This window comes from Erythrobacter longus, from assembly GCF_000715015.1.
GTDB lineage: Bacteria > Pseudomonadota > Alphaproteobacteria > Sphingomonadales > Sphingomonadaceae > Erythrobacter > Erythrobacter longus.
On sequence record NZ_JMIW01000001.1, the window covers coordinates 1,157,369 to 1,168,736 of the forward strand.

General features: G+C 56.3%; 13 protein-coding genes. 9 read left to right on the plus strand and 4 right to left on the minus strand.

The features are described from left to right. Nucleotides 1–27: 27 nt before the first annotated feature. From EH31_RS05400 to hemF, 3 genes are all read right to left on the minus strand, one after another. Nucleotides 28–387: a VOC family protein gene (locus tag EH31_RS05400; protein ID WP_034958499.1), complete on the minus strand. Its 360-nt coding sequence runs from the start codon at nucleotides 385–387 to the stop codon at nucleotides 28–30. After that, nucleotides 387–2,477, minus strand: coding sequence for a RelA/SpoT family protein (locus EH31_RS05405; RefSeq protein WP_034958500.1), 2,091 nt, complete (start codon nucleotides 2,475–2,477; stop codon nucleotides 387–389). The genes EH31_RS05400 and EH31_RS05405 overlap by 1 nt, the downstream gene beginning before the upstream one ends. A gap of 86 nt (nucleotides 2,478–2,563) precedes the next feature. Beyond that, nucleotides 2,564–3,421, minus strand: a complete 858-nt coding sequence (gene hemF / locus EH31_RS05410) for an oxygen-dependent coproporphyrinogen oxidase (RefSeq protein ID WP_034958502.1) — start codon at nucleotides 3,419–3,421, stop codon at nucleotides 2,564–2,566. Between the two features lie 105 nt (nucleotides 3,422–3,526). Between hemF and pdeM the strand changes: the two genes are divergently transcribed. The 4 genes from pdeM (at nucleotide 3,527) to EH31_RS05430 (ending at nucleotide 5,843) form a co-directional block, all read left to right on the plus strand. Continuing rightward, the gene (gene pdeM / locus EH31_RS05415) at nucleotides 3,527–4,246 is read left to right on the plus strand and encodes a ligase-associated DNA damage response endonuclease PdeM (RefSeq protein WP_034958503.1); all 720 of its coding nucleotides are present in this window, start codon (nucleotides 3,527–3,529) and stop codon (nucleotides 4,244–4,246) included. Further along, complete coding sequence (locus EH31_RS05420; protein ID WP_034958505.1) at nucleotides 4,246–4,719, plus strand: hypothetical protein; 474 nt, start codon at nucleotides 4,246–4,248, stop codon at nucleotides 4,717–4,719. Before pdeM ends, EH31_RS05420 begins: the two co-directional genes overlap by 1 nt. 160 nt (nucleotides 4,720–4,879) lie before the next feature. Next, nucleotides 4,880–5,398: a translation initiation factor IF-3 gene (gene infC, locus EH31_RS05425; RefSeq protein WP_034958506.1), complete on the plus strand. Its 519-nt coding sequence runs from the start codon at nucleotides 4,880–4,882 to the stop codon at nucleotides 5,396–5,398. A gap of 130 nt (nucleotides 5,399–5,528) precedes the next feature. Then, nucleotides 5,529–5,843 (plus strand): hypothetical protein, encoded by a 315-nt coding sequence (locus tag EH31_RS05430; protein ID WP_152553463.1) that lies wholly within the window; start codon nucleotides 5,529–5,531, stop codon nucleotides 5,841–5,843. 12 nt (nucleotides 5,844–5,855) lie between these two features. On the opposite strand, the gene EH31_RS05435 is transcribed toward EH31_RS05430, so the two are convergent. Next, nucleotides 5,856–6,461, minus strand: a complete 606-nt coding sequence (locus tag EH31_RS05435) for a GNAT family N-acetyltransferase (RefSeq protein WP_051698960.1) — start codon at nucleotides 6,459–6,461, stop codon at nucleotides 5,856–5,858. 130 nt (nucleotides 6,462–6,591) lie between these two features. Between EH31_RS05435 and EH31_RS05440 the strand changes: the two genes are divergently transcribed. From EH31_RS05440 to EH31_RS05460, 5 genes are all read left to right on the plus strand, one after another. Further along, the gene (locus EH31_RS05440) at nucleotides 6,592–8,040 is read left to right on the plus strand and encodes an SLC13 family permease (RefSeq protein ID WP_034958508.1); all 1,449 of its coding nucleotides are present in this window, start codon (nucleotides 6,592–6,594) and stop codon (nucleotides 8,038–8,040) included. Nucleotides 8,041–8,344: 304 nt separating this feature from the next. Then, nucleotides 8,345–9,676, plus strand: coding sequence for a cystathionine gamma-synthase family protein (locus EH31_RS05445; RefSeq protein ID WP_034958510.1), 1,332 nt, complete (start codon nucleotides 8,345–8,347; stop codon nucleotides 9,674–9,676). A gap of 8 nt (nucleotides 9,677–9,684) precedes the next feature. After that, nucleotides 9,685–9,873: a hypothetical protein gene (locus tag EH31_RS17850; protein ID WP_034958512.1), complete on the plus strand. Its 189-nt coding sequence runs from the start codon at nucleotides 9,685–9,687 to the stop codon at nucleotides 9,871–9,873. A 75-nt stretch (nucleotides 9,874–9,948) separates the two neighbouring features. Then, entirely contained in the window at nucleotides 9,949–10,380 is a 432-nt protein-coding gene (locus EH31_RS05455) for a hypothetical protein (RefSeq protein WP_034958514.1), read from the plus strand. Nucleotides 10,381–10,446: 66 nt separating this feature from the next. Then, a complete protein-coding gene (locus EH31_RS05460; RefSeq protein ID WP_034958516.1) occupies nucleotides 10,447–11,268 on the plus strand; it encodes an SDR family NAD(P)-dependent oxidoreductase in 822 nt (273 codons plus the stop codon). The last annotated feature ends 100 nt before the right edge of the window (nucleotides 11,269–11,368 follow it).

Here is an 11,368-nt window from a genome sequence, read left to right on the forward strand (position 1 = left end):
GATATTTAACCATGAAGGCGAGCATGGTCAGGTCTTTTGCATTATCTCGATACGATTGCCGAACGGATCATTGGTGAAAAACCGGCAATAGCCGATGATTGGCTTGTCAATCGCAATGGGATAGCCAGCTGCGGCCAAGCGCGTCTCGATATGATCGAGATCATCAACCAGCAGTGCCGGGTGCGCCTTTGACGCTGGCTGGAAGTTGGGATCAACTCCGATGTGCAAGTTAAGTGAGCCTGCCTCAAACCAACACCCTTTGCGAGAGAGGTTGGCGGGCTTTGCGACCTCGCGCATGCCGAGCAAATCGCCGTAAAACGCCCTAGCCTTGTCTTCACCGCTCTCGGGTATGGCCAATTGAATGTGATCAAGGCCGATGATGGCCATTAAATCCTGTCCGCTTGAGCCACCGCATCGCTTGCGCGAAGGGCGGAAAGGATCCGCGACAAGTGCGCCACATCGTTGACCTCAGCGTCAATCTCGTAAGTGGCAAACGGCAGGTCGAAATGGGTCTGGGTCAGGCTCGTCACATTGATCTTATGCTGGGCAAAAACACCGGCCATTTCTGCCAAGGTGCCGGGACGATCATAGATCGTGATTGCAAAGCGCCCCACTGCCCCGTGCGAACGTTTGCCCCAATTGAGGTCCAGCCAATCGCTATCGACACCATCGGCCAGTTCGAGGCAATCAATCGTGTGGACGATTACTCGTTCACCTTTGCGCCTTAGACCAACAATTCGGTCACCTGGCACCGGGTGACAACATTCGGCCAACTCAAAGCCAACGCCCGGTGTCAGACCGCGGATGGAAATCTGACGGTCGCGCGATGACCACTCTTCTTCTTCATCGAATTCCGAGGTGCAGCCCGGAACAAGCGCTTCCATCACTTCGCGGTCGCTGATCTTGCCTGCACCGATCGCAAACATCAGATCATCGGGCTCTTCCATATCCAGCCGCTCAACCGCGACCCGAATTGCCTTCTTGCCGATTTTCGCAGGCACCCGCGCTGCGATTTGGTCAAACAGCTTGGAGCCGATTTCCGCTACCTCTTCACGTTCTTTAAGTCGAACCGCCCGCCTGATCGCAGCGCGCGCTTTACCGGTCACGACAAAGCCAAGCCAAGACAATTGCGGGCCTGCATCACCGCCTTTGATGATCTCGATCACATCGCCGTTGTTAAGCTGGGTGCGAAGCGGCATGTGCCGCCCGTTGATCTTTACCCCGACCGTTGCCAGCCCCAAATCGGTGTGTACGGCAAAGGCGAAGTCAACCGCCGTTGCGCCTTTGGGCAATTGGAACAGCGCGCCTTTGGGAGTGAAAGCGAAGATGCGATCCTGATAAATCGCAAGCCGCGTGTGCTCCAGCAGCTCTTCTGCATCATGGCTTGCATCAACGATTTCGATCAAATCGCGCAGCCAGCCAACCTGTCCGTCGGCTTTATCATGCTGTTTGTAGGCCCAGTGCGCTGCAAGCCCGAATTCGTTGCGGTCGTGCATTTCTCGGGTGCGGACTTGCACCTCTACCCGCATTGAATTTTCATACATGAGGCTGGTGTGGAGGGAGCGGTAGCCGTTGGTTTTGGGCGTTGAGATGTAGTCTTTGAATTTACCCGGCAAAAACTGCCATGTCGTATGCAAGACCCCCATCGCAGCATAACAATCCGCAACCGTTTCAGTGATGACCCTAAAGGCCATAATATCGGTAACCTGCTCAAAGCTCACATGACGCTCTGACATCTTTTGCCAGATCGAATAGGGGTGCTTTTCGCGGCCCGTGACCTCAACCGAAAGCCCCGCTTCGGCCAGGACCTGCTTGATCTTCAATGCAATTGCATCGACCTCGCTGCTATCCTCGCCCCGCAAAGCTTCGAGCCGGTGCGTGATCGTCGCATAGGCTTCAGGCTCAAGTTGCTCAAAAGCAAGCGCCTGCATCTCGCGCATATATTCGTACATGCCCACCCGTTCTGCAAGCGGGGCATAGATATCCATTGTCTCACGCGCGATACGCTGGCGCTTCTCTGGCTTCTTGATGAAGTGGAGCGTGCGCATATTGTGCAATCGGTCAGCGAGCTTGACCAACAGAACGCGAATATCCTCAGACATCGCAAGCAGGAATTTGCGCAAGTTCTCAGCCGCCCGCTCATTTTCGGGCATGGTTTCGATTTTGGAAAGCTTCGTCACCCCATCGACAAGGCGCGCAACCTCTTTACCAAAGTTGGCTTCGATGTCCTCAATCGTGACCAGAGTGTCTTCGACCGTATCATGCAGCAGCGCGGTCATGATCGTTTCTTGATCAAGCTGCAAATCGGTCATTAAGCCTGCAACTTCAATCGGGTGCGAGAAATAGGGATCGCCGCTCGCGCGCTTTTGGCTCCCGTGTTTTTGCACCGTATAGACATACGCGCGGTTAAGCGCCGCCTCATCGGCGTCAGGGTCATATCCAAGGACCCGTTCCACAAGTTCATACTGGCGCAGCATTGACAGTAATGTGCGTGTCTAAACCAGAAGCTGCAAGCCTAAAACAGATGTCCGAGAGCGAAATCCGTTGTCACGGTATCTCAGCCTCAGCTCCATTCAGCCCGTGGCGGAAGACTCATCAAGATCGCATCGATATTGCCGCCTGTCTTAAGGCCAAAGATTGTGCCCCGGTCATAGACCAGATTGAATTCGGCATAACGCCCGCGATATTCAAGCTGCTGCGTCACATCCGCGTCGGTGAAATTGCTTTCCATCCGTTTGCGCACAAGCTTTGGATAGATGTCGAGAAACGCCTTGCCCACGTCCTGTGTGAACGCAAAATTGCGATCAAAGCTGGGGTCATCGTCGCATGCAAGATGGTCATAGAAAATCCCGCCAACGCCGCGATGCATTTCGCGGTGAGGGATATAGAAATACTCATCCGCCCACTTTTTATATTTCTCATAATACGTCGGGTTATGTGCCATGCAGGCGGCCCGCATTGCGGCGTGAAACTCTTGCGTATCCTCTTCATACGGGATCGGCGGATTAAGATCGGCCCCTCCCCCGAACCATGCCGATTGCGTGGTCAGGAAACGCGTGTTCATGTGAACTGCTGGCACGTGAGGATTGTGCATATGGGCAACCAGACTGATGCCCGTGGCGGTAAACTCGGGGTGCTCGGCGCTAGCGCCATTCACCTGATCGGCGAATTGTTCGGAAAAGCTTCCCCGCACGGTTGAAACATTGACCCCGACCTTCTCAAAAACCTTGCCCTTCATCAGGCCCTGAACGCCGCCGCCGGGGTCTTCATTGCCCTCTTCCTCGCGGTTCCACGGGGTGTATTGAAAGCTCGCATCAGAGCCAGCTTCGCGCTCAATGCTTTCAAAAGCAGCGCAAATCTGGTCACGCAGGCTCTCAAACCATTCTTTTGCGCGTCCTGTATGGCCGGCCCAATCACTCATAAGTATCCCTCGTCCAATATCCGACTTCGCATTTGCCCTATGACAACAAAGGTGTCCACCCGCTTTGACACTTGTCAAATGGCCTGATGCAAGTCAGAAGGCACCATGGTTCCCGTTTCGTTCCCATCTGATTCTGCCCCGCTTGAATTTGCGGGCGAGGAGATGGTGCTGACCAAGTCGCACGCGCTCTATTGGCCGCGCGAACGCACGCTTCTTGTCGCCGACCTGCACCTCGAAAAGGGCAGCTGGTACGCGCAGACCGGGCAGATGCTCCCGCCCTATGACAGCCGCGCAACGCTGGAGCGCTTGGCTGACACGATCAAGGCGACGGATGCCAAGCGGATCATCACCTTGGGTGACAATTTCCACGATGATGAAGGCACCAACCGGCTCGATCCTTATGCAAGCGGGATGCTCGAAGCGTTGATCCGCAGCGTTGACTGGGTGTGGGTGACGGGCAATCACGATGAGCAGATGGCTCGGACGTTCGGTGCTGAGAGCTTTAGCGAGCTTGAGCTCTCCGGCGTCATCCTGCGCCACGAAGCGCGCCCGGGCGAGACAAGGCCAGAGCTATCGGGGCACTACCACCCCAAGATGCGCCTGAAGGTGAGAAACCGCCATATCGCAAGGCCCTGCGCCGTGGTAAGCCGCGCGCCGGATGGCCCTGACCGCATGATCGCGCCCGCCTTCGGATCCTACACCGGGGGAATGGATGCAGGCGCGCCCGAGATCCTGAAAGCGCTAAGCCCCGCACGCGAAATCGACGCCATCCTGCCCGCAAAGGGTAAATTGGTCACATTCCCGCTTTATCGCGAGGCGGCTTGATGGAGTTTGCGCCGCTTCGCTACGCTTGGAACACAATCACCATTTGGCATTTTGTGGCATTGGCTGCCTTTATGGCGCCAGCTACGTGGAGCTACCTCTCCGGCCGCGCTCCAGATTCCTCAGTCACTTCTGAATTTGGCGGGCTGCTATTCTTCACCTTCATGATTTGCTGGATGTATTTTCTTGTGGCCCCTGTCATGGGGCAGATTTTTGGCGATAAATTCAGTTTTTCCGCAGTTTGGCCGAGCTCCATTCTGCTTGGCGTTGCGATGTCTGCGGCCTTCGTCACCTTCGGCTTTTCGCGCGACACTGAGGTCTTAACTAGCGAGCTTCTGGGCTTCGCACTTATCGCATTTGTCTTCTTTTCCGTGTTCCTCGGGTTGGCATTGAACCTATTCCTGTGGCTCGCGCCTCGCATGGTCGGTTACGGGATGGTCAACTTCCCTAAGTTCACTTGGGGCATCCAATTGTGAGCACCATCATCCCCCAAAGGGCAAATTGGTCACATTCCCGCTTTATCGCAAGGCGGCTTGACGGTTGCGCCTAGTAACTTAAGGGCTTTGCGCCTATATTGAAGACTCACAATTAGGCTACCACAGGAGAACCCACATAGCCCGTCCACCTCGGCGTCAGATGGCCCCGCCAACGAAAAGCGGCCCTCGTTATGATAATTTTATTCAGGTACCCAAGGTCCGCGTCATTGATGACGAAGGCGAAAACCTTGGTGTGATGTTTACACGCGAAGCGATGGAGCAGGCGAATGACAAGGGTCTGAACCTTGTCGAAGTGTCCCCCAATGCGGACCCGCCCGTGTGCAAATTCCTCGATGTCGGCAAATATCGTTTTGAGGCCCAGAAAAAGGCTAACGCTGCGCGCAAGACTCAAAAAACGCAGGACATCAAAGAAGTCAAAATGCGCCCCAACATCGACACGCATGATTATGATGTGAAGATGCGCAACGTGAACAAATTCATTAACAATGGTGACAAGGTGAAAGTCACCCTGCGTTTTCGTGGCCGCGAAATGGCGCACCAGCATCTGGGCATGGATCTGCTCAAGCGGGTGCAGGAAGACGTAGAAGAGACCGCCAAGGTCGAAGCATTCCCGCGCCTTGAAGGCCGGCAAATGCTGATGGTGCTTGCACCGAAATAAGGCGACAGAATTGGGACTTATACAGCAATCAAGGGCGAAGGCGGTCGGCGCTTTTGCCCTTTTTTGTTGTGCGTATGCCGTATGCGGGTGCGCCTCGGCGCAGAACGATGGCTCGCCAAAGATTAGCGGCGTGCCTTCGGCGATTGATGACAATGCCACACACGCTGTCTTCATCGGAGAGATCGTCGACTACAAGTTTGACCGCAGGTTATGGGATTGTTCGGGTGACCAAATCTGCATTGACTACATTCCAGCCGAGTATGTTCTGACTGTGAAGCCCCAGGACATCATATCCGGCAATCCCGATATTGGCGAGCTTACTTGCTCGGTGGTGATCGAGGATGGTCGGCGACCTATTGGACCGAGACCGTTTACAGCCCAGCGCGATGAGAAGGGAAACTGGCGATTGGAGTGCTCGGACAGGGTTTCAGACCAACCGGGATGAGCGCTGCGGGCCTCAAGGAGCCGGGTGGACCATCGTCCAAAACTTGGGGCCGCCACCCGGCACCTTCCACTCTTCAATAATCTCAAAACCCAGCCGGGTGTAGATCGTGACGTTATCTGGCGTCGCGGTCTCCAGCAGCACGCCCTGCCCTTGCTCTGCCGCCCTTGCGATGCCTTCGCGCACAATCGCCCCGCCCCAGCCCTTGCCTTGGGCCGCTGGCGTTACGCCGACATAGCGCAGGTAGGAATAGACCTGCGGGGATGGATGGCGCTTGTACATCTCCTCGGCCACCTTAAGGCCTCTGGGAAGGGTAAGCCCAAAACCTGCGAGCAGGCGCAGATTGTCATAGATCGAGGCAATCACTCCATCGCGCACTTCGCCAGGCGGATACCAAAGGCTTGCAGCGCCACCATCAGGCGTTGCCAATATCTCTCCATGCCGCCTTGATTGCTCCGCCATCACTTTGAAAAAGGCGGGGAGCATGGCTTTGCGCCGTGCGCCGTCTTGCACGATCCAGCTGAGCGCAGGGTCATCTTGAAAAGCAGCTGCCAAAGTGTGTGAGAGGCGGTCCAGCGGGGCATCCGTTGGGACGAGCTCTACAGGTCGATCATCGCGCATGGCTTTAATGCCTAGAGGTTTTTCTCCGGCCCGCCAATCATTCCACAGGTCAGGATGCTTGCTTCTTGCGCTTGAGCGCGAAGCTGCCAGTCTAGGGGAAACTTCGTAAGGCGAGGAAACACAAAACCCAATGACCGCCCAAAGGATTGGCCTTTTTCTTGGCCCCCTCGCCTTTGCCATCACCGCTATTGCGCCCGCGCCCAGCGGTATGAGCGGCGAGGCGTGGCTGGTCGCGGGGCTCGTCATCTGGATGGCAGCCTGGTGGATCACCGAGGCGGTGCCTCTGGCCGTCACAGCATTGCTGCCATTTGTGTGTCTGCCGCTCTCCGGCGTGATGACAGCACGCGAAACCGCGAGCGCTTACTATGCGCCAATCCTGTTTCTTTTGCTGGGCGGCGCATTCATTGCCCTTGCGATTGAACGGACCGGCCTGCACAGGCGGCTAAGCCTAGCGATATTGAAAGCGATTGGCAGTCAAGGAGGACAAGTGCGCCTGCTGCTTGCCTTTATGGTGAGCGCCGCGATTTTGTCCGGGCTGATCTCCAACACATCCACTGCGCTTATTATGATGCCGATGGCTTTGGCGGTGCTCGCAGGAGGCGCTTCTTTGCAAACAGCGGAGGGCGAGACCATTGAAACGGGCGGCATTTACGGTGCGCTTCCCATGGGGATTGCTTTTGCCGCCAGTATCGGTGGGCTTGGCACAATTGTTGGCTCACCCACGAATGGCATCGCGGTGCAACTGCTCGACGATATGATCGGGCTAAAAATCTCTTTTGCACAGTGGGTGGTTTTCGGCATGCCTATCGTGCTGATCGGTGTTCCCATTGCCTGCCTGATTATTGCGAAGGTCCAAAAGGTCAGCGATCATCCCTTTGATGTTGCCGCCGCGCGCGCCGCCATCGATGATCATGCCGCATGGAGCCCGGCGGAAAAGCGGCTTGTGCCGATTGTGGCGATCACCTTTTTTCTCTGGATGACCAAACGCTGGGTTGCGCCCTATCTTCCAGAAGATAGCTGGACCGACGGCACTATCGCTGTGATCGCAGCGCTGTCTTTGTTCCTTTTGCCCGATGGTACCCGGCAAAACGGAAAGACTCGCCCGCTCCTCAATTGGCACGAGGCAAACCGCGCGCCTTGGGGTGTCATTTTAATGTTTGGCGGGGGACTTGCCCTTGCCGCTGGAATGCAGGCGAGCGGATTGGCAGACTGGTTGGGGCAGTCCTTGTTGCCTTTGGAGGCTCTGCCGCTCTTCATCATCGCCTTGGCCGTGGTGGCGATGGTTGTGCTGGTCACCGAATTTGCGAGCAATGTTGCCACTGCAAGCGCCATTATCCCGGTTGTCGCGAGCTTGGCGGCCGGGCTTGGCCTTGGCGAAGCGGCGATTTTGATCGCCATGCCAGCGGCGCTCGCAGCAAGCTGGGGCTTTATCCTGCCTGCGGGGACCGGCCCAAATGCGATTGCGTGGGGCACAGGGCATTTGCGGATCGAGAAATTGGTCAAGGCAGGCCTTCTCCTTGATCTTATTGGAATATTCCTGATCGTTGGCCTTGTTTGGGGGATCGCTGCGTTCGTCTAGTTGGGGAAACCGCTGAGGAACGGTCACGGTTCAGGAAAGCTGCATCGGACCAGGCCCTCAGGGTTTCTACTCAGCGTATGCCCTGATGCAGCTTTCCTGAAGATAGGGCCCATGCGTAACCACCTTGGGGATTTCCCAGATAAATCCGGTTGCACATGAAACCTGTTCAGAATATCCATTCAACCAGCAAGTGGACCATGGGGAGAGGCGTTTCTGCGGAGGTTAGAAACGGGCGCTCCATCGGCCTCACATATGTGAGTTCCCTGCCTTCCTAGGGACATGTACTTGGAAGGAGATCGGCATCATGACCGACGCAATCGACGCAGCCGGAAACCCGACACCCAATATCCCAAGCCAGCGCCGTAAACCAAAACCAGAGCGTACCGAGATCGCGGGTCGCCCATTGAAACCTTCAACCTTGATGATGGGGCATGGCTATGATCCGACCCTGTCCGAAGGGTCGCTAAAAGCGCCGATTTTCCTCACCTCCACATTCGCCTTCCCAAGCGCTGCCGACGGCAAGCGCCACTTTGAGGGCATCACCGGCAAACGCGAAGGCGGGGCAGAGGGCCTTGTCTATTCGCGCTTCAACGGGCCAAACCAGGAAATCCTCGAGGACCGCTTGGCGATTTGGGACGGGGCAGAAGATGCGCTAACCTTCTCAAGCGGCATGACCGCGATCTGTATCTTGATGATGGCTTATGTGAGCCAAGGGGATGTGATCGTCCACTCAGGCCCGCTTTATGCCGCATCCGAAGGCTTCGTTGCCAAGGTTCTGTCCAAATTCGGCGTCACCTACATCGACTTTCCAGCCGGTGCCAGCCGCGAGGAATTGGATGAAGTCCTCAAGCGCGCCAAGAAACAGGCGGGAGAGAACGGCGGCAAGGTCGCGATGATCTATCTCGAAAGCCCCGGCAACCCAACCAATGCGTTGGTAGATATTGAGGCCGTGAAAGAAGCGCGCGATGCCAATCTCAAATGGGATTGCCCGATTGCGATTGACAACACCTTTCTGGGACCATTGTGGCAGCGCCCTCTGGACCACGGAGCAGACATCGTCGCCTATTCGCTTACCAAATATGTTGGCGGCCATTCTGACCTTGTGGCGGGCAGCATTGCGGGCGCGAAGAAATGGATGGACCCGGTGCGCGCTCTTCGCAACACGATGGGCGGGATTGTCGATCCCAACACCGCATGGATGCTCCTTCGCAGCCTTGAGACTGTCGAACTGCGGATGCAGCGCGCAGGCGAAAACGCGGCGAAGGTTTGTGCTTTCCTGAAAGATCATCCCAAGGTGACGGGCCTTGGCTATCTCGGCATGATCAAGGATGCACGTCAGCAAGACATCTATGACCGCCATTGCCTTGGCGCAGGCTCCACCTTCAGCGTGTTCCTGAAAGGCGGGGAGGCAGAATGCTTCCGCTTCCTCGACCATTTGCAAATCGCAAAGCTCGCCGTCAGCTTGGGCGGGACAGAGACGCTCGCAAGCCACCCGGCATCCATGACCCACCTGTCCGTGCCCGAAGAACGCCGCGCGGCCTTGGGTATCTCAGATAGCCTCGTTCGGATCAGCATCGGCATCGAAGACGCTGACGATCTTATCGCTGACTTTGAACAGGCGCTTGAACATGTATAAATGACCTGATGAGGTCATACAGATTAGCGAGGGTTATTGCGGCTTGCGCGGCGCTGCTGACAACAGCGCCCGCGCTTGCCCAATTTGGACCGGCCTATGCCAGCACTCCGCCCGAAGGGGGGCAAACTCTGCTCGATTGGGCCGACCCACCAATCTTGAAGCACACCATTCCTGAAGAGGAGCGCGCAGACACGTAAGCGTGCAGTGAAACGAATGAGTATAATCTGGACCAAGCAGCGCAAACCTGCTGGCCAATCCTTCGTGCAGCGCAAATGTATTTGCTCGCAGACTTCACCGCCGCTGAGCTAACAGGCGATGCGCGTAACAATCTGCTACAAGGAATTGCGTTAGCGGATGAAGCCATTGACTTTATTGGTACGCCGCAATGGCCGCTCGAAGAATACCTGCTCATCAAGGCCAATGCGACCAAGCTGAATGCATTGATGCGGCTGGGCAATTGGGAGGCGAGTTATGAGGCAAGCGACAGCCTTATCTCTGCAATCAAAGGCGACCTTTTCCAATACGATGAGTTTCGCCTCGCTTTTGCTTATCGCAAAGGCGGGGAGGTGTTGGGTCCGCTCCTGACCGATAGCGAGATCAGGCGTGTGCTCATTGAAGGTGGGTGCGCCAAGAGCAGTCTTGAGCCTGTTTTGGACAAGCCAATACAGCGTATCGACAAGCGAACTTTACCTTCGTTCGAGTGACTTGGCGTGCGCTCCTCTTTGCTAACGAGAACGAAGCTCGCTAGGCTCTGTAAAGGGGAGACAGAAATGAGCGATAGTCGAAAGCCAGTGTGTCTGGTCATTGGCGCAGGCGCTGGCATTGGCGGTAATGTTGCGCTGCGCTTTGCTTCTGAGGGCTATCACGCAGTGCTCGCACGGCGCTCTGACAAAGCGGGGCTCGATCGCCTTATCGCCCAGATAAAGGAGTCCGGCGGGAGCGCATCAGGCGCGATTGTCGATGCAAGCGAAGATGGATCAATCGAAGATCTGGTGGCGCGAACCGAGGCTGACATCGGGCCAATCGACACAGCGCTCTATAATCTGGGCGCACAGATCGGAAACCGGGCGCTTTCCGACACGCCCCACCGCACATTTGAGCTGGGTTGGAGGCTGGGTTGTTTTGGCCTGTTCCGCTTGGCTCATGTGTTGCTTCCAACAATGGCTAAACGCGCAAAGACGGGGCGGCACGGCACACTTCTGGTCACGTCCGCTACCGCCGCAGTGCGCGGCAATGCCGGCCAGCATAGCCATGCGGCGGCCATGGGCGGCAGGCGGATGCTGTGCCAAACGCTGAACGCAGAATTTGGTCCGCAAGGCGTACACGTTGCGCATATTGTGGTCGATGGATCGGTCAACGCACCCGACACTCTAGGCAAACTTCTCGGTGACAGGTTTGAAGCCTATAAAGCATCAAAGGGCGAGGAAGGCGTGATCGATCCGGCCGCTTTGGCACAAACATATTGGAACCTGGCTCAGCAGCCGCGCAATTGCTGGACCCATGAGATTGATGTGCGCCCATGGACCGATGTGCCGTGGTGGAATGACAATCCACCACCTGCAATCAACACCAGCGCACGCAAGCCCAAATAGCCGCGCGGAAAAGCGGGCAAACAATTGTAAGCCTGCGCGAACCAAGGCCCAGACGGAAACTCGCGTTAACTATGAATTGACCAAGTTTTACTAGGAGAAG